The 22,896-nt window shown below is 63.3% G+C and carries 25 protein-coding genes; 16 read left to right on the top strand and 9 right to left on the bottom strand.

Annotation, left to right across the window (positions count from 1 at the left end):
* Nucleotides 1-13: 13 nt before the first annotated feature.
* The 3 genes from BV82_RS23655 to BV82_RS23645 form a co-directional block, all read right to left on the bottom strand.
* The gene (locus BV82_RS23655; RefSeq protein ID WP_010222884.1) at nucleotides 14-655 is read right to left on the bottom strand and encodes an oxidoreductase; all 642 of its coding nucleotides are present in this window, start codon (nucleotides 653-655) and stop codon (nucleotides 14-16) included.
* Nucleotides 656-681: 26 nt separating this feature from the next.
* Entirely contained in the window at nucleotides 682-2,412 is a 1,731-nt protein-coding gene (locus BV82_RS23650; protein WP_036996977.1) for a C13 family peptidase, read from the bottom strand.
* An 88-nt stretch (nucleotides 2,413-2,500) separates the two neighbouring features.
* Complete coding sequence (locus BV82_RS23645) at nucleotides 2,501-2,956, bottom strand: MaoC family dehydratase (protein WP_010222886.1); 456 nt, start codon at nucleotides 2,954-2,956, stop codon at nucleotides 2,501-2,503.
* Nucleotides 2,957-3,114: 158 nt separating this feature from the next.
* Here BV82_RS23645 and BV82_RS23640 point away from each other — a divergent pair, with 158 nt between their 5' ends.
* The 3 genes from BV82_RS23640 to BV82_RS23630 are packed head-to-tail and all read left to right on the top strand — an operon-like array spanning nucleotide 3,115 to nucleotide 4,790.
* A complete protein-coding gene (locus BV82_RS23640) occupies nucleotides 3,115-3,477 on the top strand; it encodes a CidA/LrgA family protein (RefSeq protein ID WP_010222887.1) in 363 nt (120 codons plus the stop codon).
* A complete protein-coding gene (locus tag BV82_RS23635; protein WP_010222888.1) occupies nucleotides 3,474-4,190 on the top strand; it encodes an LrgB family protein in 717 nt (238 codons plus the stop codon). Before BV82_RS23640 ends, BV82_RS23635 begins: the two co-directional genes overlap by 4 nt.
* A gap of 9 nt (nucleotides 4,191-4,199) precedes the next feature.
* A complete protein-coding gene (locus tag BV82_RS23630; protein ID WP_010222889.1) occupies nucleotides 4,200-4,790 on the top strand; it encodes an LON peptidase substrate-binding domain-containing protein in 591 nt (196 codons plus the stop codon).
* Nucleotides 4,791-4,793: 3 nt separating this feature from the next.
* Here BV82_RS23630 and BV82_RS23625 read toward each other — a convergent pair whose 3' ends face one another.
* Together BV82_RS23625 and BV82_RS23620 are read right to left on the bottom strand one after the other, a co-directional pair.
* Entirely contained in the window at nucleotides 4,794-6,110 is a 1,317-nt protein-coding gene (locus BV82_RS23625) for a bifunctional DedA family/phosphatase PAP2 family protein (RefSeq protein WP_010222890.1), read from the bottom strand.
* Nucleotides 6,111-6,114: 4 nt separating this feature from the next.
* A complete protein-coding gene (locus BV82_RS23620) occupies nucleotides 6,115-6,807 on the bottom strand; it encodes a DNA-3-methyladenine glycosylase (RefSeq protein WP_026001305.1) in 693 nt (230 codons plus the stop codon).
* Nucleotides 6,808-7,078: 271 nt separating this feature from the next.
* Here BV82_RS23620 and BV82_RS23615 point away from each other — a divergent pair, with 271 nt between their 5' ends.
* From BV82_RS23615 to BV82_RS23555, 13 genes are all read left to right on the top strand, one after another.
* Nucleotides 7,079-8,350, top strand: a complete 1,272-nt coding sequence (locus BV82_RS23615; protein ID WP_010222892.1) for a glutamate-5-semialdehyde dehydrogenase — start codon at nucleotides 7,079-7,081, stop codon at nucleotides 8,348-8,350.
* 31 nt (nucleotides 8,351-8,381) lie between these two features.
* The gene (nadD, locus tag BV82_RS23610) at nucleotides 8,382-9,038 is read left to right on the top strand and encodes a nicotinate-nucleotide adenylyltransferase (protein WP_026001306.1); all 657 of its coding nucleotides are present in this window, start codon (nucleotides 8,382-8,384) and stop codon (nucleotides 9,036-9,038) included.
* 45 nt (nucleotides 9,039-9,083) lie between these two features.
* Nucleotides 9,084-9,512, top strand: coding sequence for a ribosome silencing factor (rsfS, locus tag BV82_RS23605; RefSeq protein WP_010222894.1), 429 nt, complete (start codon nucleotides 9,084-9,086; stop codon nucleotides 9,510-9,512).
* A 9-nt stretch (nucleotides 9,513-9,521) separates the two neighbouring features.
* A complete protein-coding gene (gene rlmH / locus BV82_RS23600; RefSeq protein ID WP_010222895.1) occupies nucleotides 9,522-9,989 on the top strand; it encodes a 23S rRNA (pseudouridine(1915)-N(3))-methyltransferase RlmH in 468 nt (155 codons plus the stop codon).
* Between the two features lie 16 nt (nucleotides 9,990-10,005).
* Nucleotides 10,006-11,895 carry a penicillin-binding protein 2 gene (mrdA, locus tag BV82_RS23595; RefSeq protein ID WP_036996975.1) on the top strand — a complete coding sequence of 630 codons (1,890 nt, stop codon included), beginning with the start codon at nucleotides 10,006-10,008 and terminating at the stop codon, nucleotides 11,893-11,895.
* 38 nt (nucleotides 11,896-11,933) lie between these two features.
* Nucleotides 11,934-13,037, top strand: a complete 1,104-nt coding sequence (rodA, locus tag BV82_RS23590; RefSeq protein ID WP_010222897.1) for a rod shape-determining protein RodA — start codon at nucleotides 11,934-11,936, stop codon at nucleotides 13,035-13,037.
* 17 nt (nucleotides 13,038-13,054) lie between these two features.
* Entirely contained in the window at nucleotides 13,055-14,065 is a 1,011-nt protein-coding gene (gene mltB / locus BV82_RS23585; protein ID WP_010222898.1) for a lytic murein transglycosylase B, read from the top strand.
* Complete coding sequence (locus BV82_RS23580) at nucleotides 14,065-15,069, top strand: septal ring lytic transglycosylase RlpA family protein (RefSeq protein ID WP_010222899.1); 1,005 nt, start codon at nucleotides 14,065-14,067, stop codon at nucleotides 15,067-15,069. Before mltB ends, BV82_RS23580 begins: the two co-directional genes overlap by 1 nt.
* A gap of 134 nt (nucleotides 15,070-15,203) precedes the next feature.
* The gene (locus BV82_RS23575; RefSeq protein WP_010222900.1) at nucleotides 15,204-16,364 is read left to right on the top strand and encodes a D-alanyl-D-alanine carboxypeptidase family protein; all 1,161 of its coding nucleotides are present in this window, start codon (nucleotides 15,204-15,206) and stop codon (nucleotides 16,362-16,364) included.
* Nucleotides 16,365-16,439: 75 nt separating this feature from the next.
* Nucleotides 16,440-16,712 carry a DUF493 domain-containing protein gene (locus BV82_RS23570; RefSeq protein ID WP_010222901.1) on the top strand — a complete coding sequence of 91 codons (273 nt, stop codon included), beginning with the start codon at nucleotides 16,440-16,442 and terminating at the stop codon, nucleotides 16,710-16,712.
* Nucleotides 16,712-17,359, top strand: coding sequence for a lipoyl(octanoyl) transferase LipB (gene lipB / locus BV82_RS23565; protein ID WP_010222902.1), 648 nt, complete (start codon nucleotides 16,712-16,714; stop codon nucleotides 17,357-17,359). The genes BV82_RS23570 and lipB overlap by 1 nt, the downstream gene beginning before the upstream one ends.
* Before the next feature lie 2 nt (nucleotides 17,360-17,361).
* Nucleotides 17,362-18,360, top strand: a complete 999-nt coding sequence (lipA, locus tag BV82_RS23560; RefSeq protein WP_010222903.1) for a lipoyl synthase — start codon at nucleotides 17,362-17,364, stop codon at nucleotides 18,358-18,360.
* A 138-nt stretch (nucleotides 18,361-18,498) separates the two neighbouring features.
* On the top strand, nucleotides 18,499-19,458 hold the full coding sequence (locus BV82_RS23555) for a S66 peptidase family protein (RefSeq protein WP_051636823.1): 960 nt from the start codon (nucleotides 18,499-18,501) through the stop codon (nucleotides 19,456-19,458).
* 38 nt (nucleotides 19,459-19,496) lie between these two features.
* On the opposite strand, the gene BV82_RS23550 is transcribed toward BV82_RS23555, so the two are convergent.
* From BV82_RS23550 to BV82_RS23535, 4 genes are all read right to left on the bottom strand, one after another.
* The gene (locus BV82_RS23550) at nucleotides 19,497-20,813 is read right to left on the bottom strand and encodes a lytic murein transglycosylase (RefSeq protein ID WP_010222905.1); all 1,317 of its coding nucleotides are present in this window, start codon (nucleotides 20,811-20,813) and stop codon (nucleotides 19,497-19,499) included.
* A gap of 61 nt (nucleotides 20,814-20,874) precedes the next feature.
* On the bottom strand, nucleotides 20,875-21,039 hold the full coding sequence (arfA, locus tag BV82_RS23545; RefSeq protein ID WP_010222906.1) for an alternative ribosome rescue factor ArfA: 165 nt from the start codon (nucleotides 21,037-21,039) through the stop codon (nucleotides 20,875-20,877).
* Nucleotides 21,040-21,168: 129 nt separating this feature from the next.
* A complete protein-coding gene (gene holA, locus BV82_RS23540) occupies nucleotides 21,169-22,206 on the bottom strand; it encodes a DNA polymerase III subunit delta (RefSeq protein ID WP_036996974.1) in 1,038 nt (345 codons plus the stop codon).
* Between the two features lie 36 nt (nucleotides 22,207-22,242).
* A complete protein-coding gene (locus BV82_RS23535; RefSeq protein ID WP_010222908.1) occupies nucleotides 22,243-22,851 on the bottom strand; it encodes an LPS-assembly lipoprotein LptE in 609 nt (202 codons plus the stop codon).
* Nucleotides 22,852-22,896: the final 45 nt, after the last annotated feature.

Here is a 22,896-nt window from a genome sequence, read left to right as displayed (position 1 = left end):
TGCCCCGCGATTGCTACTTGCCCAACCGGCGCAATTCATCCGACTCGACAATCCGAATCCCGTCCTGCTCTTCCAGCGCCAAACGCCACAGCGCCCTGGCCAGTTGGCAGGCCTCGATGCCCCGGTACTTGCCTGGAATCAGCTTCGACAGCGGCCCGGCCAACCTTTCTGACAGGCGCGGCTCGATGCGATCACCCAGCAGCAGCGACGGTCGGGCAATGGTCAACTGCGGCCAGTCCTGCGCCTTCAATGCGGCCTCCATTTCGCCTTTGACCCGGTTGTAGAAGATCGGCGATCTGCGGTCGGCGCCCAGGGCGCTGACCACCAGCAAATGCCGCGCGCCCATCTCCCGGGCGCGTTTGCCGAAGGCGACGACCATGTCCAGGTCGACCGCACGAAAGGCCTGTTCCGATCCGGCCTGCTTGATGGTGGTACCCAGGCAGCAGAAGGCGATGTCGACGCGACCCGCCAGTTGAGGGAGGAACACCGCCGGATCACCCACCGGGTTTTCCAGGTGCGGGTGTTCGGCCAGAGGGCGACGGGTTGGGGCTAGTACGCGGCTGACGGTAGGCTCGTTGAGCAGCCGATCAAGTAAATGTTCACCGGTAAGACCGGTGGCTCCGGCAAGCAGGATGTGCTGAGGCGTCAAGTACATGATGTCTCTCCCTTGATACAGTCAGCTTAGTGGTTGCTCGCATTTTTTGCATGCTCGCCTGATATGCCCGCGTCACTTTGCAACGCCTTGCGAGCTTGCTGCTGGCGCAGTCGCTGCCAGTGTTCAAGGACTGCCTTGGGGGCCCAGATCTGCGGCTCGGAGGCATCAAAGCCTTCGATCGACTCGCGTTCCGAAACGGCGGTCCTGGCCCGGTCAAAGGCCTGCTGCAGATCATCGGTCTGATTCAGGGCCTGGGCGAACAGGGCGTCACCGAAATACGTGAAATCGGCCTCTTCCGAGCAGCCGAACGACACGCGGTCGGCGCGCGAGGCGGTCATGATCAGGGTTTTTTCGTCCTTCAGCGGGGCGATATACCCACCCGAGTAACAGGCCGAGATGACAATGACTTTGTCGCGGTCTTTCAGCGGCGCCAGGGTTGCGGCCAGGGCGTCGGCGGGCAGGTCGGCCAGTTGCAGGCGCGGCTGGTCGAGTACCAGCTCGTGTTCGTGGCTGCCGTGGCTGGTCAGGTAGATGAACACCAGGTCTTCCGGCCCGCTGCGTTCTGCCAGGGTGCGCACGGCGCGGGCGAGATTCTCGCGGGTGGCCATGGGCCGGTCAGCGAGGTGGTCGCGGTGGTTGACCAGGCTGACCTGGCCGATCGCGCCAAAGCGGCTCTTGAGCATGTTGCTGACGTAGTCGGCCTCGCGCAGGAACACGCTTTGCTTGCCATCGCCGCCGAGGGTCAGGCTGTACAGTTCGATTTCTGGGGTCGAGGCCGGTACTTTCGCCAGGGCCTGGTCGAGCAGGCTGCCCTGGTTCAGCAGCGCCAGCTCCAGTGGGTCGGGCAGCAGCTTGCCATGCTCGTCGCGCACGCGTTGGCCGTTGAGCCACAGGCCGCTTTCACTGCGCCCATCGACCAGGGTCAGGCGGCCATTGCCCTGGTAGGTATCGTTCTCGAAGCCGCCGACATACACGCTGCCGTCCGCCAGTCGCAGGCGCCCGTTACCGGAAAAGCGCCAGTCGCGAAAATTGCCCTTGTAGTGGCTGTCGTCGCTGCCGATCAGCTCGCCTTTGCCGCTGAGCGAGCCATCTTTGAACTGGCCGATCCATACGTCACCGTCGGCGTTTTCGTAGCGGCCACGGCCTTCCAGGCGATTGTCATGAAAAGCGCCGATGTACTGATCGCCGTCAGCGCTGTTGAAGGTGCCGCTGCCTTCGAGCTGGCCATTGACGAAATGGCCGCTGAACTGGTTACCGCTGGCATCGCTGCGGATGCCTTCGCCATTGGGTTTGCCGCGGGCGAACAGGCCCTGGTACTGGCTGCCGTCAGCCAGTTCGAGATGGCCGGCACCGTTGTACTGGTCGTCCTTGAACTGGCCACGGTAAAGCAGGCCGGGCTCTTTCAGCGTGCCTTCGCCGTCGCGGCGGCCGAGCTTGAAGCCGCCGGTGTAGCTGCTGCCTGGCGTCTTCAGGGTGCCCAGGCCGTGGAACAGGCCCTGCTGGAACTGGCCACGGTAAACCTCGCCATTGCTACCGTGCCATTCACCCTGGCCATGCCACTGGCCGTTGAGGAAGTTGCCTTGGTACCAGCTGCCATTGGGGTAGTCGATGCGCCCGGCGCCTTGCAGCAGACCGTCGACCACTTCGCCACGATAGCGGCCGCCATCGGGCAGGCGCGCATCAGGGGGCGACAACGGTTCGCCGTCACCGCAAGCGGCCAGTAGCAGGGTCAGGGCAAGAGGAACGAGTGGGCGCATGGCGGGGTCCGGACGAGTGAGGCCCCGAGTATGCCGCAGAATGCGGCGGGTGAAACAGTCGCGAGGACGGTTTCACCCAGTGCCAGGCTCAGACGAAGCAGAGCGACAGCGGTTCGGCAATGTAGGCGGGTTTTTCCTGGCCTTCGATTTCCAGGGTGGCGGTGACCTTGAGCAGCCATTGCCCGGGTTTTTTCTCGGTGGCGTCGGCCAGGTCGACCTTGAGCCGCACCTTGCTGTCGACCTTCACCGGCTGGATGAAGCGCACGCTGTCCAGGCCATAGTTGACGACCATCTTCAGGCCTTCAGGCAAGACCAGGATGTTCTCCATCAACTTGGGGATCAGCGACAGGGTGAGAAAGCCGTGAGCGATGGTGCTGCCAAATGGCGTTTTTGCCGCCTTGATCGGGTCGACATGGATGAACTGAAAGTCGCCGGTTGCCTCGGCGAAGAGGTTGATGCGCTGTTGATCGATGGTCAGCCATTCGGAACATCCCAGTTCCTTTCCAACGTACTGCGAAAGCTCTGCAACAGGTACATAGGGCATTGTGACTCTCCAGATTGTCTTTGGTTTTCTTATCACTTCGGCAGATTCGAAAGTCTAAGATCAGCACGCCTGCCGGGTATGGTCAAGTCGGCCAAGATCGGCTTATAGCCCGGTCGTTAGCGTGCTTATAATGGCCGCCAGGCTTCAAGGAGATGCTTATGCTGTTGCGTGGTTTGACCTGGCTGGTGTTGTTCCAGTTGCTCGGGACGGCGATCAACCACCTGTTCGTGCCGATCCTTCCGGGGCCGATCATTGGCCTGCTGTTGCTGCTGGTGTACCTGATGCTGCGAGGTGAAGTCGGTGCGCCCCTGAGCGAGGCGGCCAACAGCCTGCTGCGTTACCTGCCACTGTTGCTGGTGCCGCCGGCGGTGGGGGTGATGGTCTATGCCGCGGACATTGCTGCGGACTTCTGGGCCATCGTCGGCGCGCTGGTGCTGTCGGCGCTGCTCACCCTGGTGTTTGTCGGCGTGTTGATGCACAAGCTGATGGCCCGTCAAGACAACCAGGAGGAACAGCCATGAGCCTGGACTGGAGTGGTGCTGTCGATGCCGTGATACACCATCCGCTGTTCGGCATCGGCATTACCCTGGGTGCCTATCAACTGGTGCTGGCGGCCTACGAGAAAACCCGCTGGATCTTCCTGCAGCCGGTGCTGGTGTCGATGCTGGTGGTGATTGGCGTACTGCTCACTTGTGGCCTGACCTACAGCGAGTACCGTAAAAGCACCGAGATCATGAATATCCTCCTGGGCCCGGCGACCGTGGCGTTGGCGGTGCCGCTCTACCTTAATCTGCGGCGCATTCGCCAGCTGTTCTGGCCGACCTTTACTACGCTGGTAATCGGAGGGGTATTCGCCACGGGTGCCTGCCTGTTGCTGGGCGGGTGGTTCGGCGCCGAACACATGATCCTGATGACCATGGCGCCCAAGTCGGTGACCTCGCCAATTGCCATGCTGGTGGCTGAACAGATTGGCGGCGTGGCGGCGCTGGCGGCGGTGTTCGTGTTGATCACCGGGGTGATCGGGGCGATTTTCGGCCCCGCGCTGCTCTCGCGTTGCGGTGTTCACAGCCCGGAGGCGCGTGGCATGGCCCTGGGCGTCACCGCGCATGCGGTGGGTACCTCGGTGGCGCTGCAGGAAAGTGAAGAATGCGGGGCCTTCGCGGCCCTGGCGATGAGCCTGATGGGGGTTGCCACAGCGGTGTTCCTGCCCCTGGCGGTCAGCCTGGTTGCTTGAGGAATTGCAATGACGTTACCCCTGTTTCCGCTCAATACCGTGCTGTTTCCTGGCTGCTTTCTCGATTTGCAGATCTTCGAGGCGCGCTACCTGGACATGATCGGCCGCATCATGAAGCAGGGCGGTGGTTTTGGCGTGGTATGCCTCCTTGAAGGCGAGCAGGTCGGCGCTGCGCCAACAGGCTTCTCGCAGATTGGCTGCGAGGCACTGATTCGCGACTTTCAGCAGCAGGACAACGGCCTGCTCGGGATTCGTGTCGAGGGCACCCGGCGCTTTCGCGTCGGGCCGTTCGAGGTGCAGAAAGACCAGTTGCTGGTCGCCGATGTGTCCTGGTTGCCGGAGCTTGCCGATGAGCCGCTGGAAGATGACCATCACGACTTGCTGGCGCTGCTGCAGGCGCTGGGTGAGCACCCGATGGTCGAGGCCTTGGGCATGCCGGTAGCGGTGACCGGCCAGCAGGCGCTGGCCAATCAGTTGGCCTACTTGCTGCCTTTCGTCGAAGAAGACAAGCTCGACTTGCTGGCCCTCGACTCACCGCGCAAGCGCCTGGAGGCTATCCAGGCGCTGCTCGATCGGCTGCAGGGCGAGCTGTTTGCCTGAGTCTCAGTACTGGTAGCGCAGCAGGGCGTGAGGCAGCGAGTGCAAGGCGAAAAACGCCAGCAGGGCGACGCAGGCCGGCAGGATCAGCCACCACACCCGTAGCGGCAAGGCCGTGAGCGGCTGGCGATTCTGGGTCAGGGTCAGGCTGGTGGCGCACACGCAGCAGGCGAGCATGGCGCCGGCGAGGATGTCGGTCGGCCAGTGCGCCCCCAGGTACACCCGCGACAGCGCGATCGACAGCGCCGGGATGCAACCCAGCAGGATCCAGGTCAGGCGCATGCGCGGCGGTTGTCCGCGTCCGGCCAGTACCGCCAGCACCAGAAAGAACGCAAACGACGCCGAGCTGTGGCCGCTGGGCATGCTGTAGGTGGTCAGCGGATCGGTCAGTACTTGCGGGCGCGCCCGAGCAAACAGCCATTTGAGGCTGCCGTTGGCCAGGGCCGTGCCGATCAGGGTGCTGCCGGCGAAAATCGCCGGGCGCCACTGGCGGGCCAGCAGCAACAGGCCAGTGAGCAGGCCGCCGAGGAAGAACTGGGTACGGAAATCGCCGAGGCGGGTGATCAGCACCACCGTACCGTCGATGGCGCGACTGCGGTTTTCTTGGATCAGGGTCATCAGGCCCTGGTCGAACTGGGTCAGGTACGGCCAGCCGAAAAACAGCCCGGTCAGGGCCAGCAGGCTCATCCCGGCAATCAGCCGGGTGCCGCGGCGCATGCTGCGCAGGCTGCTGTTGATGCTCAGGCCGATCAACACTGCCAGGCCGCCGCCGACAACCCCGGCTTGCGGCCAGAACCCTTCCGGCAATGGCAGGCGCATGGCCGCGCCAGTAGCCCAGCCTGGTAGCAGGTAAGCCACTGCCCAGCCGGCACCGGCAATCAGGCTTACCGCAATAAAGCGCGGCAGCGGCATGTCGAACATGCCGGCGACCATGGGCAGCATCGGCCGCAGCGGGCCGATGAAGCGCCCCACCAGCAGGCTGGCGATGCCGTAGCGCTGGAAGTAGGTCTCGGCGCTGCCGATCCATTCCGGATGATGGCGTAGCAGGGGCAAGCGGCGGATGTTCTGGTGAAAGCGTCGGCCCAGGGTGTAGGAGATCGCATCACCCAGCAGGCCGCCGGCAAAGCCCAGCAGCAGGGTTTCGCCCAGGCTCAGGGCGCCGCTGCCGGCCAGTACGGCGACGGCGAACAGCAGGATGGTGCCGGGGACAATAATCCCGGCAATTGCCAGGCATTCCACGCAGGCCACCAGAAAAATGGCCAAACCCAGCCACTGCGGGTTGGCGCTGAGCCAGGTGGTCAGGCTGTCGAGCCATGGGCCCATCGTGTCAGTTTCCTTGTGTCAGTAAAAAGTAGTCCCGGCCTTCGACTTGGCCCCGGCGTAGCGGGTTCCGTGTGCAATGGCGGGCGAAGCTGGCATCGACGAAACGGTAGGGCAGGTGTTCATCGCGGCCGTGGGGAATTCCCAAGCGGGTGGTCTGGATAATCTGTTTCACGTTGATACCGCAGTCTTCGACAAACAGCTGTTCGGCATCGAAGCGTTTGCCGTCCCAGTGCGGCACTTTCAGGCCCAGGGCTTTGCACAGCAGGGTCTGGCCGGCGCACAAGCGTTCGGGCGGGCGCGCCTGGCCGTTGGCGTCGGGGTTGTTGCGTTGCATTTGCGCCAGGCTGTTGTCGTCCGAAAGGGCGTCGACGAAGGGGTAGGCCGACTTGATCAGCACCGCATTGCCCGGGCCGTGGGCGCTGAAGTTCAGCGAGTCGCCGCCGCGGGCGTAGTACATGTAGATGTGCCCGCCATCGAGGAACAGCGCCCGGCGCTTTTCCGTGTAGCCGAGGGAGGCGTGGCTGCCCTTGTCGGTGAGGTAGTAGGCCTCGGTCTCGATGATCCGTGCCGCCAGCCAGTACGGGCCGTGGCGATGACGGATGACCTTGCCCAGCAGGGCCTTGGCCAGTTCTTCGGCGTCGCGATCGAAGAAACTGTCGGGCAGGGCCTGGAGCGGGCAGGGGGCGGAGTCGGGCATGTTGGCGGGTTCGCGGGTGGACAGGTGGGCGATGATAGCAATTTCTGTCTTAACCAACCCTGAATGGCCGAAGTGCACTGTTGGAGCAACTGTCTGTGGGCGGCTTCAGCGCTGGCAAGCCAGCTCCCACACGTCTTGCAACAACCCTGAGAGCACCGTCAATCCTGTGGGCGCGGCACTCTTTTCGACCATCCGCCTGTCACCGCTGGGCGTGGGGCCGCACGACAGCTATAATCATCCGATTTTCCCCTTCGCCAAGACCACTGAGCCCATGACTGAGTCCGTTCTTGACTACATGACCCGCCTGGGGCGCGCTGCCCGCGCGGCTTCCCGCGTGATCGGCCGTGCCAGCACTGCGCAGAAGAACCGCGCCCTGCAAGCTGCCGCCAACGCCCTGGATGCTGCCCGCGCCGAGCTGACCGCCGCCAATGAGCTGGACCTGGCCGCTGGCCGTGCCAATGGCCTGGAACCGGCCATGCTCGAGCGTCTGGCGCTGACCCCGGCGCGCATCGACAGCATGATCGTCGGCCTGCGTCAGGTGGCCAGCCTGCCGGACCCGGTCGGTGCGATCCGCGACATGAGCTACCGGCCGTCGGGTATCCAGGTCGGCAAGATGCGTGTACCGCTGGGGGTGATCGGCATCATCTACGAGTCGCGGCCGAACGTGACCATCGACGCCGCCAGCCTGTGCCTGAAGTCGGGCAACGCCACCATCCTGCGTGGCGGCTCCGAGGCCATCCACTCCAACCGCGCCATTGCCGCCTGCATCCAGCGCGGCCTGGCCGAGGCCGGCTTGCCGGCAGCGGTGGTGCAAGTGGTGGAAACCACTGATCGCGAAGCGGTCGGCGCGCTGATCAGCATGCCGGAATTCGTTGATGTCATCGTGCCTCGTGGTGGCAAGGGTCTGATCGAGCGCATCAGCCGCGACGCACGGGTGCCGGTGATCAAGCACCTGGACGGTATCTGCCACGTTTACGTGGCCGAGCATGCCGATCTGGACAAGGCCCGGCGCATCGCCTTCAACGCCAAGACCTACCGTTACGGCATCTGCGGGGCGATGGAAACCCTGCTGGTCGATCAGTCGGTAGCTGCGGAGTTCTTGCCGGAAATGGCCCGCCAATTTCGGGAAAAAGGCGTCGAACTGCGCGGTTGCGAGCGTACCCTGAAAATCATCGAGGCGGTGCCGGCGACGGAACAGGACTGGAGCACCGAATACCTCGCGGCCATTCTGTCGATCCGTGTGGTGGACGGCCTGGACCAGGCGATTGAACACATTAACCGGTATGGCTCGCACCATACCGATTCCATCGTGACCGAACATCAGGCACAGGCTCGCCAGTTCATGGCCGAGGTCGATTCGTCCTCGGTGATGATCAATACACCGACCTGCTTTGCCGACGGTTTCGAGTATGGCCTGGGCGCGGAGATCGGGATTTCCACCGACAAGCTGCACGCCCGCGGCCCGGTCGGCCTGGAAGGCCTGACCTGTGAGAAATACGTGGTGATCGGCGACGGTCAGTTGCGCGGACAGGAGTCGCTCTGACTTGGCCGAGCGCAAGCCGCCCGCCCGCCTCATGACGATGTCGCCCGCCCGGCGCATCGGCGTGCTCGGCGGGACATTCGACCCGGTGCATATCGGTCACCTGCGCAGTGCGCTGGAGGTGGCCGAAGTGCTGGCGCTGGACGAGCTGCGGCTGATGCCCAACGCCCGCCCGCCGCACCGCGACACGCCGCAGGTGTCGGCACAGGACCGTCTGGCGATGGTCCAGTGCGCTGTTCAGGGCGTGCCAACGCTGTCGGTCGATGCCCGCGAGCTTGCCCGCGACAAGCCGTCGTACACCATTGAAACGCTGGAACTGATGCGCGCCGAAATGGCCGCCTCGGAGCAACTGTTTCTGCTGCTGGGCTGGGACGCGTTCTGCGGCCTGCCCAGTTGGCACCGTTGGGAAGAATTGCTGCAACACTGTCACATCCTGGTGCTGCAACGCCCGGATGCCGACGTCGAGCCGCCGGATGCCTTGCGCAACTTGCTGGCAGCGCGTTCGGTCAGTGATCCGCAGGCCCTGGAAGGGCCTGCCGGGAATATTGCATTCGTCTGGCAGACACCGCTTGCGGTGTCTGCCACGCAGATCCGACAGCTGCTGGCCAGCGGCAAGTCGGTGCGGTTTCTGGTGCCGGACGCAGTACTGGCCTACATCGATGCGCACAACCTTTACCGTGCGCCGAACTGAGGGTGCTGAGAAGCGCCTTACATTATTGAGTTGAATGAGTTTTATATGACCAAGCAAAAACACAACGCCGTCAGCGCCGAAGAACTGGTCGAACTGACCAAGTCCGCCCTGGAAGACGTCAAGGCCCAGGACATCCAGGTCATCGACGTGCGCGAAAAGCACAGCCTGACCGATTACATGATCATCGCCACCGGTACTTCCAACCGCCAGATCAGTGCGATGCTGGAAAAGGTTCGCGAACAGGTCAAGGCCAAGGGCGTGCAGCCTCTGGGCGAAGAAGGCAAGGGCGACAGCGACTGGGTGCTGCTCGACCTCAACGACGTCATCGTCCACATGATGACCGCCGCTGCCCGTCAGTTCTACGACCTCGAACGTCTGTGGCTGGGCGCCGAGCAGAGCCGCGCCGCCGATGGCAAGCACCACAGCCCGGAAAACACCCACGACTTTTCAGACAAGCTCAAAGACCGGGAATAAGGAACGCTCGTGCGTCTGCGTCTGATCGCGGTTGGCTCGCGCATGCCCAAGTGGGTCGAGGACGGTTGGCATGAATATGCCAAGCGCCTGCCCTCGGAGCTGTCGCTGGAGCTGGTGGAAATACCGCTCAATACCCGGGGCAAGAATGCCGACGTCGCCCGTCTGATTCGTCAGGAGGGTGAGGCCATGCTCGCCAAGGTCCAGCCAGGGGAACGGATTGTCACCCTGGAGGTCCATGGCAAGCCCTGGAGTACCGAGCAACTGGCGGTCGAGCTGGACCGCTGGCGCCTGGACTCGCGTACGGTCAACTTCATGGTTGGCGGCCCCGAAGGGCTGGCGCCGGAAGTCTGTGCGCGGGCCGAGCAGCGCTGGTCGCTGTCGCCGCTGACACTGCCCCACCCGTTGGTAAGGATACTGATCGGCGAACAGCTGTACCGCGCCTGGACCGTATTGTCCGGGCATCCCTACCATAAATAAGCCTTAAGCCCTTTCAATGTCGCAGCCGATTCGCCTCAAGGATCACGAGAAAGACGCCCGCCTGGTGCGTAGCCGCGTCGTGGTCGGTGCAGTGGCGATCGTCCTGCTGATCTGCGTGTTGATTGCCCGCCTGTATTACCTGCAGGTGATCCAGTACGACTATCACTCGACCCTGTCGGAAAACAACCGGGTGCATGTGCAGCCGATTCCGCCGACTCGCGGGCTGATTTTCGACCGTAACGGGGTGATCGTCGCCGACAACCGGCCAAGTTTCAGCCTGAGCATGACCCGCGAGCGCTCCGGCGACTGGCAGCAGGTGCTCGACGTGATCGTCGAGGTGCTGGAACTGACCCCGGATGACCGCACCCTGTTCGAAAAGCGCATGCGCCAGGGGCGTAGGCCGTTCGAGCCGGTGCCGATCCTGTTCGAGCTGACCGAGGAGCAGATCGCCCGTATCGCGGTGAACCAGTTCCGGCTGCCGGGTGTGGAAGTGGTTGCCCAGTTGGTGCGCCATTACCCGCAGGGTGCGCATTTCGCGCATTCGGTCGGCTATGTCGGGCGGATCAACGAGAAAGAGCTGAAAACCCTCGACCCGGTGAACTACAGCGGCACCCACCATATCGGCAAGACCGGCATCGAGCGCTTCTACGAGCCGGAACTGCACGGCCAGGTGGGGTACGAAGAGGTCGAGACCAACGCCCGGGGCCGCGTGTTGCGGGTGCTCAAGCGTACGGACCCGATCCCCGGCAAGGACATCGTCCTGAGCCTCGACATCAAGCTGCAAGAGGCCGCCGAGGCTGCTTTGGGCGGGCGTCGCGGCGCTATTGTCGCCCTCGATCCGAACACCGGCGAAGTGCTGGCGATGGTCAGCCAGCCGAGCTTCGACCCCAACCTGTTCGTCACCGGCATCAGCTTCAAGGCCTACGCCGAGCTGCGCGACTCGATCGACCGGCCGCTGTTCAACCGCGTGTTGCGCGGCTTGTATCCGCCAGGCTCGACGATCAAGCCGGCGGTGGCGATTGCCGGCCTGGACAGTGGCGTGGTCACCGCATCGAGTCGGGTGTTCGATCCGGGCTATTATCAACTGCCCAATTACGACCACAAGTACCGCAACTGGAACCGCAGCGGTGATGGCTGGGTGGACCTGGACACGGCGATCATGCGTTCCAACGACACCTACTTCTACGACCTGGCGCACAAGATGGGCATCGACAAACTGTCGTCCTACATGAACCGCTTCGGCATCGGCCAGAAGGTCTCGCTGGACATGTTCGAAGAGTCGCCGGGGCTGATGCCGTCGCGGGAATGGAAGCGTGCCACCCGCAAGCAGGCCTGGTTCCCGGGGGAAACCCTGATTCTCGGGATCGGCCAGGGCTACATGCAGACCACGCCGTTGCAACTGGCCCAGGCCACCGCGCTGATCGCCAGCAAGGGCAAGTGGAACCGCCCGCACCTGGCCAAGACCATCGAGGGCCTGCCGCCGGTGGACGAAAACCCCATGGACGACATCGTCCTGCGCGACAAGTCGGACTGGAACAAGGTCACCCACGGCATGGAGCAGGTGATGCACGGTGCCCGGGGTACCGCGCGCAAGGCCTCGGTCGGCGCTCAGTACCGGATTGCCGGCAAGAGTGGTACCGCTCAGGTGGTAGCGATCAAGCAGGGTGAGAAGTACGACCGCAACAAGCTGCAAGAGCGCCACCGCGACCACGCCCTGTTCGTTGGCTTCGCGCCGGCCGACAACCCGAAGATCGTGGTCTCGGTGATGGTCGAGAACGGCGAGTCCGGCTCCGGCGTCGCCGCGCCGGTGGTGCGCCAGGTGATGGACGCCTGGCTGCTTGGCCCGGACGGCCGCCTCAAGCCTGAATTCACCAACCCCACCGTTGCCCAGGAGCCTGCCCCGTGATGAGTAACTTCGATCGCATGCTCTCCAGCGAGGATGTGATGCGGCGCCGCGCCAGTTTCCTGCAGCGCATCCATATCGACGGGCCGTTGCTGATCCTGCTGCTGACCCTGGCGGCCGGCAGCCTGTTCGTCCTCTATTCGGCCAGCGGCAAAAACTGGGACCTGTTGCTCAAGCAGGCCAGCTCCTTCGGCATCGGTCTGGTGTCGATGTTCGTGATTGCCCAGCTCGAGCCACGCTTCATGGCCCGCTGGGTGCCTCTGGCCTATGTGGTCGGGGTGATCCTGCTGGTGGTGGTTGACGTCATGGGCCACAACGCCATGGGGGCCACTCGCTGGATCAACATCCCCGGGGTGATCCGCTTCCAGCCCTCGGAGTTCATGAAGATCATCATGCCGGCGACCATCGCCTGGTACCTGGCCAAGCGCTCGCTGCCGCCGCACCTCAAGCACGTGATGATCAGCCTGATCCTGATTGGCGTGCCGTTCATCCTTATCGTGCGCCAGCCGGACCTGGGCACCGCCTTGTTGATCCTGGCCTCCGGCGCCTTCGTGCTGTTCATGGGCGGCCTGCGCTGGCGTTGGATCCTCAGCGTGGTGGCGGCGGCGGTGCCGGTGGCGGTGGCCATGTGGTTCTTCGTCATGCACGACTACCAGAAGCAGCGGGTACTGACCTTCCTCGACCCGGAAAGTGACCCGCTGGGCACCGGCTGGAACATCATCCAGTCGAAAGCGGCGATCGGTTCGGGCGGCGTGTTCGGCAAGGGCTGGCTGCTGGGCACCCAGTCGCACCTGGATTTTCTCCCGGAAAGCCATACCGACTTCATCATCGCCGTGCTCGGCGAGGAGTTCGGCCTGGTCGGCATTTGCGCACTGTTGCTGATCTACCTGCTGCTGATCGGCCGCGGCCTGGTGATTACCGCCCAGGCCCAGACGCTCTACGGCAAGCTGCTGGCTGGCAGCCTGACCATGACCTTCTTTGTTTATGTGTTCGTCAATATCGGTATGGTCAGCGGCTTGTTGCCGGTAGTAGGTGTGCCGCTGCCCTTCATTAGCTATGGCGGAACTTCGTTGGTGACGCTGCTGTCAGCGTTTGGGGTTTTAATGTCGATCCATACGCATCGCAAATGGATTGCGCAGGTTTGAATAAGGTGAAGAATTACATGCAAGCAATGCGTGGCTGGGCGGCTCGCTGTGCGCCTTGGGTCGGCTTTCTGGGTTTGTTCGGCGCAGCGCAAGGCGCTTGTGCCGGCGACTACGATGGCTCGCCCCAGGTGGCCGAGTTCGTCGGCGAAATGACCCGCGACTACGGTTTTGCCGGTGAGCAGCTGATGGGGGTGTTTCGCGAGGTTCAGCGCAAGCAGTCGATCCTTGACGCGATCTCGCGCCCGGCCGAGCGGGTAAAACCCTGGAAAGACTATCGCCCGATGTTCCTCACGGACGCCCGGGTCGCCCGCGGCGTCGACTTCTGGCGCCAGCACGAGGCCACCCTGGCCCGTGCCGAGCAGGAATACGGCGTGCCAGCCCAGGTGATCGTTTCGATCATCGGCGTCGAGACCTTCTTTGGCCGCAACACCGGCAACTACCGGGTGATCGACGCGCTGTCGACCCTGGGCTTCGACTACCCGCCGCGCGCCGAGTTCTTCCGCAAGGAGCTGCGCGAGTACCTGTTGCTGGCCCGCGAAGAGCAGGTCGACCCGCTGACCCTCAAAGGTTCCTACGCCGGGGCCATGGGCCTGCCGCAGTTCATGCCGAGCAGTTTTCGCGCTTACGCCGTGGACTTTGACGGCGACGGCCACATCAATATCTGGAACAACCCGGACGATGCCATCGGCAGCGTGGCCAGCTACTTCAAGCGCCACGGCTGGGTGGCCGGCGAGCAGGTGGTCAGCCGTGCCACGGTGCGTGGCGAGCGCGTCGACGAGGGCCTGAGCCCGGGCATCGACGCGGTCAAGACGGTCGGGGAGTTGCGGGCACTGGGCTGGTCGAGTCATGATGCGCTGCGCGATGATCTGCCGGTCACCGCCTTCCGGCTCGAAGGCGACAATGGCCCGGAATACTGGCTGGGCCTGAAAAACTTCTACGCGATCACTCGCTATAACCGCAGCGTGATGTATGCCATGGCAGTGCATCAGCTCTCGGACCTGCTGGTTCAAGCACGGGGCGCCAAGTAATGCGCGTAATGTTCTCCGCTACATCGCTGAAACTGCTCGGTTGCGCGGCCCTGGGCCTGGTGCTGGTGAGCTGTTCGAGCAGCCGCCCAAGCACTTCTACCCAGGGCAATACCAATGTGGTGCGGGCCAAGCCTGGCCTGGACATCAACCGGGCCCACAAGGATGGTGCACCCTGGTGGGATGTCGACGTCTCGAAGATCCCGGACGCGACCCCGACCGTGCACACCGGTAACTACAAGGCCAACCCCTACACCGTGCTGGGCAAGACCTACTTCCCGATCCCCGACTCGCGCAACTACCGCGCCGAGGGCACGGCGTCGTGGTATGGCACCAAGTTCCATGGCCAGAACACCGCCAACGGCGAGGTCTATGACCTCTACGGCATGAGCGCGGCGCACAAGACCCTGCCGCTGCCGGCCTACGTCAAGGTCACCAACCTCGACAACCAGCGCAGCGTGATCCTGCGGGTCAACGACCGCGGGCCGTTCTATTCCGACCGTATCATCGACCTGTCGTACGCGGCGGCGAAGAAGCTCGGCTATGCCGAAACCGGTACCGCGCGGGTGCGCGTCGAGGGTATCGACCCGAAACAATGGTGGGCCCAGCGTGGCCAGCCGGCGCCGATGGTTCTCGACCAGCCGCAAGTGGCCCAGACCCAGGCCATGCCGGCCAGCACCGGCACGGTCGAACAATGGACGCCGCCACCGCAGCAGCATGCCGCCGCGGTCGTGCCGCTGCAGGTTGCCAGCAACAACAGCATGGCCGGCAATGGTCTTTACTTGCAGGTCGGCGCCTTTGCCAACCCGGACGCCGCCGAACTGCTGCGCTCCAAGCTCAGCAGCATGGTCAGCGCGCCGGTCTTCATCAGTTCGATCGTGCGTAACCAGCAGACCCTGCACCGGGTCCGCCTGGGGCCGATCAACAGCCAGGGTGAAGCCCAGCAGATGCAGGACAGCGTGCGTCTGGCCAACCTGGGGCAGCCCAAAGTCGTCACGGCAGACTGATCGGGGGGACTGATCGGTTTGTCATGCAGCCGGGCGCAGCCGCCATGTACAATGGCGGTTTTGCCCGTCAGGCCATGTGCCTGTAAACGTTTTGCCCATGAGGGCATGAGCCCATTAGCCATTTCGAGAGACGGATGAACATAACCAGCTTTGCCAAACGCCTTTGCCTGCTTGTACCGCTGATGATTGCCCCTGCCGCCTTCGCGGCAGAGCAGATGATGCCGTCGCCGCCGCAACTGGCTGCCAAGTCCTACGTGCTCATGGAAGCCTCCAGTGGCAACATCCTGGTCGAGAACAATGGTGACCAGCGTCTGCCTCCGGCGAGCCTGACCAAGCTGATGACCGCCTACATCGCGACCCTGGATATCCGTCGTGGGCAGATCGGCGAGAACGATCCGGTCACCGTCAGCGAAAACGCCTGGCGCACCGGTGGTTCGCGGATGTTCATCAAGGTCGGTACCCAGGTCAGCGTCAGCGACCTGCTGCACGGCATCATCATCCAGTCGGGTAACGACGCCAGCGTCGCCCTGGCCGAGCACATCGCCGGCAGCGAAGACGCTTTCGCCGACATGATGAACAAGACTGCCAGCGATCTTGGCATGAGCAACAGTCACTTCATGAACCCGACCGGCCTGCCGAACCCCGAGCACTACTCGTCGGCCCACGACATGGCGGTACTGGCACGCGCGATTATCCACGAAGACCCGGCTCACTATGCGATCTACTCGCAGAAGGAGTTCTTCTGGAACAACATCAAGCAGCCTAACCGCAACCTGTTGCTGTGGCGCGACAAGACTGTCGACGGCCTGAAAACCGGCCACACCGACGAAGCCGGCTACTGCATGGTGTCTTCGGCGGTCCGTGACGGCATGCGCCTGATCGCCGTGGTCTTCGGTACCAACAGCGAGCAATCGCGTGCGGCCGAAACCCAGAAGCTGCTGACCTATGGCTTCCGCTTCTTCGAAACCCAGACCTTCTACCAGAAGGGTACGGAACTGGCCCAGGCGCCGGTATGGAAGGGTGCGACCAATCAGGTCAAAGCCGGTCTTGCCCAGGACCTGAGCATGACTTTGCCTAAAGGCCAATTGAAAAAGCTGGCCGCAAGCATGACCATGAACCCGCAATTGATCGCTCCGATCAACAAAGGTGACGTGATCGGTAAAGTGGAAGTCAAACTGGATGACAAGGTTGTCCACAGTGCCGACCTGATCGCGCTGGATGGCGTTGAGGAAGGTGGTTTCTTCCGTCGTGTGTGGGATAGCATTCGGCTATTCTTCTACGGGTTGTTCAACTGATATCGTGACCTGCCACGCCCCCGCCCACTCACGCGGGGGCGTTGTTGTTGCCACGGCTACGAGGCCGTTATTGCCATGAGCGAAGACGTCAAGTCGCACAAAATCGAATTCCCCTGCGCCGATTACCCGATCAAGGTCATCGGTGACACCGTGGTCCATTTCAAGGACACGGTGATCGAGATCCTCAAGAAGTACGCCGAGGTCGATCTCAAGACCCTGGCTGAGCGTCAGAGCAAGGAAGGCAAGTACACCACGGTGCAGCTGCACATCGTGGCGACCAGTGAAGACCAACTGCACAACATCAACAGCGCCCTGCGCGCGACCGGTATCGTGAAAATGGTGCTCTGATGCCCGATTGCCTCGGCTTTCGCGACCTTGGCCTGCTGCCCTACGAGCCGGTGCTCGAGGCCATGCGCCGGTTTACCGACCAGCGCGGCCCGGGCACGGCGGATGAGGTATGGCTGGTTGAACACCCGGCGGTGTTCACCCAGGGCCAGGCCGGCAAGGCCGAGCATCTGCTGGTGCCGGGTGACATCCCGGTGGTGCAGACCGATCGCGGTGGCCAGGTGACCTATCACGGCCCGGGCCAGCTGGTGGCCTATCTGTTGCTGGATGTGCGCCGCCTTGGGTTTGGCGTGCGCGATCTGGTCAGCCGCATCGAACGCTGCCTGATCGAGTTGCTGGCCAGTTACAACGTCGAGGCGGCGGCCAAGGCCGATGCGCCGGGCGTCTATGTCGACGGGGCGAAGATCGCCTCGCTCGGCCTGCGGATTCGCAATGGCTGTTCGTTTCACGGCCTTGCTCTGAACGTGGACATGGACCTTGCGCCATTCCGCCGGATTAACCCCTGCGGGTATGCGGGGCTGGCCATGACCCAGCTGCGCGATCAGGCAGGCTCGATCGAACTCTCTGAGGTAAGGGCAAGGCTGCGCGGGCAGCTGGTCAAGCACCTCGACTATGCTGAGCAGGCGACCCTTACGGGCGGAATCTTCTGAATATGACTACTGTTGTGCAAGAACCAGTGCAAAGCGTGACGCCAGCGCCACGGCCGAAGGTCGAGGCGGGTGTCAAACTGCGTGGCGCGGAAAAAGTCGCGCGTATCCCGGTAAAGATCATCCCCACCGACGAGCTGCCAAAAAAGCCTGACTGGATTCGCGTGCGTATCCCGGTTTCGCCGGAAGTCGACCGCATCAAGCAACTGCTGCGCAAGCACAAGCTGCACAGCGTCTGTGAAGAAGCTTCCTGCCCGAACCTGGGCGAATGCTTCTCCGGCGGTACCGCCACCTTCATGATCATGGGTGACATCTGCACCCGTCGTTGCCCGTTCTGCGACGTCGGCCATGGCCGGCCAAAGCCACTGGACGTCGACGAGCCGAAGAACCTCGCCGTGGCCATCGCCGACCTGCGCCTGAAGTACGTGGTGATCACCTCGGTGGACCGCGACGACCTGCGTGACGGCGGCGCCCAGCACTTTGCCGACTGCATCCGCGAGATTCGCGCGCTGTCGCCGGGCGTCCAGCTCGAAACCCTGGTGCCGGACTACCGCGGGCGCATGGACGTCGCCCTGGCGATCACCGCCGAGACGCCACCGGATGTGTTCAACCACAACCTGGAAACCGTGCCGCGCCTGTACAAGGCGGCGCGCCCGGGTTCGGACTACCAGTGGTCGCTGACCCTGCTGCAGAAGTTCAAGGAATTGGTGCCGCACGTACCGACCAAGTCCGGCCTGATGCTGGGCCTGGGCGAAACCGACGAAGAAGTGATCGAAGTGATGCATCGCATGCGCGAGCACAACATCGACATGCTGACCCTCGGCCAGTACCTGCAGCCGTCGCGCAGCCACTTGCCGGTGCAGCGTTTCGTGCACCCGGACACCTTCGCCTGGTTCGCCGAAGAAGGCTACAAGATGGGCTTCAAGAACGTCGCCTCCGGCCCGCTGGTGCGTTCTTCGTACCATGCCGACCAGCAGGCGCACGAGGCCAAGATCAAGCTCTGATCGCCGTCGCAGTGCCTCAATGCCGATGCTCGCTACCCTGCGGCATCGGCATTTTTGTTTGCGGCAAGGCTTCCTTGCGCCGTCGAACGGATCGTTGATTTACTGTGGGCGGATCTGTCCACACAAGGAGTCGTCTGGATGAACCTTCCCTTCACGCATCAGGCCCGCGTGCTGTCCCATGCCCAGCCGTTGCCCATGGCCTTGCCCGCTGGCGGGCTGATCGCGATCATTGCCCCGGCAGGTCCCGCCCAGGTCGATACGCTCAAGGTCAACCAGTGGTTCGAGGCGCGCGGCTATCGCTGCCGGATCTACCCGGGGGTGACTGCCGCCGAGGGCTATCTGGCTGGTAGCGATGCGCAGCGCCTGCAAGACCTGCACAGCGCCTTCGCTGCCGAAGATGTCGATGCCATCATCTGCCTGCGTGGTGGCTACGGCAGCATGCGCCTGCTGGAAAACATCGATTTCGACCTGCTGCGCCGTCACCCCAAGCCTTTGGTCGGCTACAGCGACATCACCGCGCTGCACACGGCCATTGCCCGTCATGCCGGGTTCGTGTCGTTCCACGGCGCCATGCTCAAGTCGGAATTGCTGGGCAACAAGCAGGAGCCGACCCTGTCATCGCTGTTCCAGCAGCTCAGCGGCCGCCTGGGCGCCGGCGACCGCCTTGAACACCCCGATGCCTGGCCGTTGACCTCGATCCTGCCAGGCGCTGCCAGCGGGCCCTTGCAGGGCGGTAACCTGTCGATATTGTGCGCAACCCTGGGCACCCCTGCAGAAATCCACTGCGGCGGTGGCATTCTGTTTGTCGAAGACGTCAATGAGCCACTGTATCGGGTTGACCGCCTGCTGACGCAGTTGCGCCTGGCGGGCAAGCTCGAAGGGGTTCGTGGCGTGTTGGTGGGGGATTTTGCCGGAATCACGCTAGAGGCGCTGGCGCCCTTGATGCGGCAGTTCTTCGCGCCGTTGCAGGTGCCGGTGCTGGCCGGATGGCGCAGCGGTCATTGCGACCCGAACCTGACCTTGCCGCTAGGGGCCAGGGTGCACCTGGATGCCGATCGCAAGTGCTTGCGGCTGGAGCAGGACTTGTTCAGGCGCTGAATGAAAAACGCCCCTGAACAGGGGCGTTTTTGTATTGCTTAGCGTTGACGCAGGCTATCGAGCAGCTTGTGCGTCGGATAGCCGTCGGCAGGCCAGCCCAGCGCCTGCTGAGCACTGCGAATGGCCTTGCGGGTGTTGGCGCCGATAATGCCGTCGGCGGCCCCGGCGTCGTAGTTGCGGGCGCTGAGCAGGGTCTGCAATTCGACCCGCTCGCTGCGGCTCAGCGGCAGGTCATCCTTGGGCCAGGATCCGGCGATGTAACCTGAGCCATCGAACCGTTGGCCAAGCAGGCCGACGGCCATGGCGTAGGACGACGAGTTGTTGTACTTGAGGATCGCGCGGAAGTTGTCCAGCACCAGGAAGGCCGGGCCGCGGTAACCGGCCGGCAACAGCAAGGCGGCGGACAACTGCTCGCTACCGGCAGGCAAACGCACACCGGCAGGCAGTTTCAGGCCCATTTGCATCCATTCGGACACCGTCTTGCGCTGGCTGCCATCCGCCAGCCAGTAGTCGAAGCCAGGTGTCAGCTGCACCTCAAAACCCCAGGGCTCGCCGCGTTTCCAGCCGGAGCTCTGCAGGTAGTGGGCAGTGGACGCCAGGGCGTCAGCCGAGCTGTTCCAGATATCCCGGCGGCCATCGCCGTCAAAATCCACTGCGTGGGTGTTGTAGGTGGTGGGGATGAACTGGGTCTGGCCCATGGCGCCGGCCCACGAGCCTTTCATCGCATCGGGCTGGATATCGCCGTTCTGCAGGATCTGCAGGGCCGCAATCAGCTGCGCCTGGGCGAAGGCCGGGCGGCGGCCTTCATAGGCCAGGGTCGCCAGGGAGCGGATGACCGATTTGTTGCCCTGGAACTGGCCAAAGTTGCTTTCCATGCCCCAGACCGAAACCAGCACATTGCGGTCGACGCCATAGCGTTGTTCGATCTGGCTCAGCAGTTCGGCGTGTTTTTCCAGCAGACCCTTGCCATTGCGCACACGCAGCGGCGACAGCGCGCCATCGAGGTATTCCCATACCGGCCGGGTGAACTCCGGCTGGCTGCGGTCGGCCTTGATCACGTCCATGTCGGGGATGACGCCAAGGAAGGCTCGGTCAAAGGTGTTGGTATTGATACCGGCTTGCAGGGCTTGCTGACGGAACCCCGCTTGCCATTGGGCAAAGCTTTGCAGCGGCTGGATTTCGCTGCTGGTGTCGACGATGGGGTTGGGCAGTGTCACAACCGGAGCAGGCTGGGCAGGAGCCAGCGGCAGCGCATCGGCGGCGGTGGGCTTTTCCGCGCAGGCGACAAGCAGGATGAGGCTGGAGGCGGCAATCAGCTGGCGAGGTTGCCAGCGACGGGTAAGACAAAAGGGCATGCACAGGTCCAGGTATTTCAAGTCAGGTGCCGACCATACCACGCCTGCCGGATTCTTGCTTTTATGCGGCCAAAAAGTAAGAAGCCTCCCAATCTCTCGATTGGAAGGCTTCGCGGCGGTAGCTGCCTTTGCCTTTGCCGGCGCGTTCCTGGCGGCTGCGGAACAATGGCTGGGCTATGATCGATTTGGCCTTGTTGGGCCCGGGTTTTGCGGGTTTCTTGCTCATCACAGGATGTCCTGCCAGGTGGGTGTGGGCGCAATATAGGCGTTGAAGCCATCGCTGGCAAGCCAGCTCCCACAGGGACGGTCGTGGGAGCTGGCTTGCCAGCGATGGGCTGCAAAGCAGCCCCCGGCTTCACTCAGCCGGCAACGCCAGACGCTGCCCCGCCATCAGCAACGACAAGCGCGCCAGGCTGGTCCAGGCCGAGCCCTGAGCCTGGCCCTTGATTTGCGCATCGATGCGCTGGGCATCCTGCAACAACTGGCTCCAGCGCTGCGCCGAATGGCGTTGCAGAGCCTTGCTCATCAGTGGTTTGCGCTTGTCCCAGACCGGCGGCCGGGCCTGGCTGAAGGCCTTGTCCAGCGGCACGCCCTGGCTGAACTGCTGGGCCAGCCCGGCCAGCAGGCGCAGTTCCCGGGCCAGGGCCCAGAGAATCACCGGCGGTTCGACGCCTTCGCCGCGCAAACCTTCGAGCATGCGCAAGGCATGGGCGGCCTCGCCATTGAGGATGGCGTCGACCAGGCCGAAGACATCAAAGCGGGCGCTGTCGGCTACCGCTGCCTGGACGGTTTCGACAGTAATCTGATTGCCTTCGGCCAGTAGCTTGAGCTTCTCGATCTCCTGGGCTGCCGCCAAAAGGTTGCCTTCCACCCGCGCGGCAATCAGATCAACGGCGTCGCGCTGGGCGCTCAGCCCGGCCTGGGACAGACGCTGGCTGATCCATTGCGGTAGCTGGTGACTGTCCACCGGCCAGATTTGCACGAACTGGGTGTGTTGCCCTTCGATCAGCGCCTTGCCCCACTTGGTTTTCTGCGCACTGCCGTCGAGCTTGGGCAGGCTGATCAGCAGCAGGGTGTCTTCAGCGGGGTTGGAGCAGTATTCGATGAGTGCCGCGGCGCCTTTGTCGCCAGGCTTGCCGGACGGCAGGCGCAGTTCGAGCAAGCGCCGCTGGGCGAACAGCGACAGGCTGGCACCGGCCTGGAGCAGGGTGCCCCAGTCGAAGTTGGCGTCGGCGCTGAACACCTGGCGTTCGTCGAAACCTTGCTGGCGTGCCGCCGTGCGGATGGCGTCGGCAGCTTCCTGGCACAACAGCGGGTCATCGCCGCTGATCACGTAGACCGGTGCGAGGCTGCCTTGCAGGTGCTTGTTAAGTTGGGCGGGAGTGAGTTTCATGATGGCAGACGGGGCACCGAAGTGCCCCGTTCAATCTCAGTTGGCTGGCAGTTGCAGCGGCGACTGCTGAGGCGTTTCGTCCTGGGCGCGGCGGGCCGCTTCGAGGGCGTCGGCTTCGGCCTGGGCACGTTCATCAGCCTTTTGCTGCAGGCCTTCAAGCTGGCCAGGGGTCAGCAGTTGCAGGCGTACCAGCATGTTCTGCACCAGGTCGCGGCGCATTTCGTTCCGAGCTTGTGTGGCTTCCTGTTGCGAGCCGGTGATGTTGTTGCCGTCATGCACATAGATCTTGCGCACTTCGAGCTTGTCGTTGAGCAGGTTGGTGTTGTTGTGGCCTTCAATGCTGTAGCTCAGCACGGTGGTCAGCTCATACTCGGCCGAACGACCCGAACCTCCTGCATAGGTGGCTGCGCGTTGGGTTTCGGCTTCGTTGGTCAGAACCAGTTTGTAAGGCGCGCCGGCGTAGACGTTGACGCCGCTGCTCTGCAGGGCCTGGCGCAGTTGGACCACGGTATCGCCGTAGGCGTTACGTGCACTCAGGTCCAGTTCCTTGATCGCCAGTTCACTGGTTCCGGTACCGCGCAGCTGGAAACCGCAGGCGCTGAGCATCACGGCCAGGCCCATTACCAGCAGATTGCGTTTGATCATGTTGTAGCTCCCTTGTGGGCCGATTCTGTGCGCCGGCCCGCATAA

Source organism: Pseudomonas donghuensis, from assembly GCF_000696345.2.
Classification (GTDB): Bacteria; Pseudomonadota; Gammaproteobacteria; order Pseudomonadales; family Pseudomonadaceae; genus Aquipseudomonas; species Aquipseudomonas donghuensis.
Note: the sequence above shows the minus strand (reverse complement) of the source record. Positions and strands in the feature narration are given on the sequence as shown.

Excerpts from the sequence above, each read along its gene's own strand:
- BV82_RS23655 (WP_010222884.1), bottom strand. The coding sequence starts at position 655 with ATGTACTTGACGCCTCAGCACATCCTGCTTGCCGGAGCCACCGGTCTT.
- BV82_RS23650 (WP_036996977.1), bottom strand. The coding sequence starts at position 2,412 with ATGCGCCCACTCGTTCCTCTTGCCCTGACCCTGCTACTGGCCGCTTGC.
- BV82_RS23645 (WP_010222886.1), bottom strand. The coding sequence starts at position 2,956 with ATGCCCTATGTACCTGTTGCAGAGCTTTCGCAGTACGTTGGAAAGGAA.
- BV82_RS23640 (WP_010222887.1), top strand. The coding sequence starts at position 3,115 with ATGCTGTTGCGTGGTTTGACCTGGCTGGTGTTGTTCCAGTTGCTCGGG.
- BV82_RS23635 (WP_010222888.1), top strand. The coding sequence starts at position 3,474 with ATGAGCCTGGACTGGAGTGGTGCTGTCGATGCCGTGATACACCATCCG.
- BV82_RS23630 (WP_010222889.1), top strand. The coding sequence starts at position 4,200 with ATGACGTTACCCCTGTTTCCGCTCAATACCGTGCTGTTTCCTGGCTGC.
- BV82_RS23625 (WP_010222890.1), bottom strand. The coding sequence starts at position 6,110 with ATGGGCCCATGGCTCGACAGCCTGACCACCTGGCTCAGCGCCAACCCG.
- BV82_RS23620 (WP_026001305.1), bottom strand. The coding sequence starts at position 6,807 with ATGCCCGACTCCGCCCCCTGCCCGCTCCAGGCCCTGCCCGACAGTTTC.
- BV82_RS23615 (WP_010222892.1), top strand. The coding sequence starts at position 7,079 with ATGACTGAGTCCGTTCTTGACTACATGACCCGCCTGGGGCGCGCTGCC.
- nadD (WP_026001306.1), top strand. The coding sequence starts at position 8,382 with ATGACGATGTCGCCCGCCCGGCGCATCGGCGTGCTCGGCGGGACATTC.
- rsfS (WP_010222894.1), top strand. The coding sequence starts at position 9,084 with ATGACCAAGCAAAAACACAACGCCGTCAGCGCCGAAGAACTGGTCGAA.
- mrdA (WP_036996975.1), top strand. The coding sequence starts at position 10,006 with ATGTCGCAGCCGATTCGCCTCAAGGATCACGAGAAAGACGCCCGCCTG.
- rodA (WP_010222897.1), top strand. The coding sequence starts at position 11,934 with ATGCGGCGCCGCGCCAGTTTCCTGCAGCGCATCCATATCGACGGGCCG.
- mltB (WP_010222898.1), top strand. The coding sequence starts at position 13,055 with ATGCAAGCAATGCGTGGCTGGGCGGCTCGCTGTGCGCCTTGGGTCGGC.
- BV82_RS23580 (WP_010222899.1), top strand. The coding sequence starts at position 14,065 with ATGCGCGTAATGTTCTCCGCTACATCGCTGAAACTGCTCGGTTGCGCG.
- BV82_RS23575 (WP_010222900.1), top strand. The coding sequence starts at position 15,204 with ATGAACATAACCAGCTTTGCCAAACGCCTTTGCCTGCTTGTACCGCTG.
- BV82_RS23570 (WP_010222901.1), top strand. The coding sequence starts at position 16,440 with ATGAGCGAAGACGTCAAGTCGCACAAAATCGAATTCCCCTGCGCCGAT.
- lipB (WP_010222902.1), top strand. The coding sequence starts at position 16,712 with ATGCCCGATTGCCTCGGCTTTCGCGACCTTGGCCTGCTGCCCTACGAG.
- lipA (WP_010222903.1), top strand. The coding sequence starts at position 17,362 with ATGACTACTGTTGTGCAAGAACCAGTGCAAAGCGTGACGCCAGCGCCA.
- BV82_RS23555 (WP_051636823.1), top strand. The coding sequence starts at position 18,499 with ATGAACCTTCCCTTCACGCATCAGGCCCGCGTGCTGTCCCATGCCCAG.
- BV82_RS23550 (WP_010222905.1), bottom strand. The coding sequence starts at position 20,813 with ATGCCCTTTTGTCTTACCCGTCGCTGGCAACCTCGCCAGCTGATTGCC.
- arfA (WP_010222906.1), bottom strand. The coding sequence starts at position 21,039 with ATGAGCAAGAAACCCGCAAAACCCGGGCCCAACAAGGCCAAATCGATC.
- holA (WP_036996974.1), bottom strand. The coding sequence starts at position 22,206 with ATGAAACTCACTCCCGCCCAACTTAACAAGCACCTGCAAGGCAGCCTC.
- BV82_RS23535 (WP_010222908.1), bottom strand. The coding sequence starts at position 22,851 with ATGATCAAACGCAATCTGCTGGTAATGGGCCTGGCCGTGATGCTCAGC.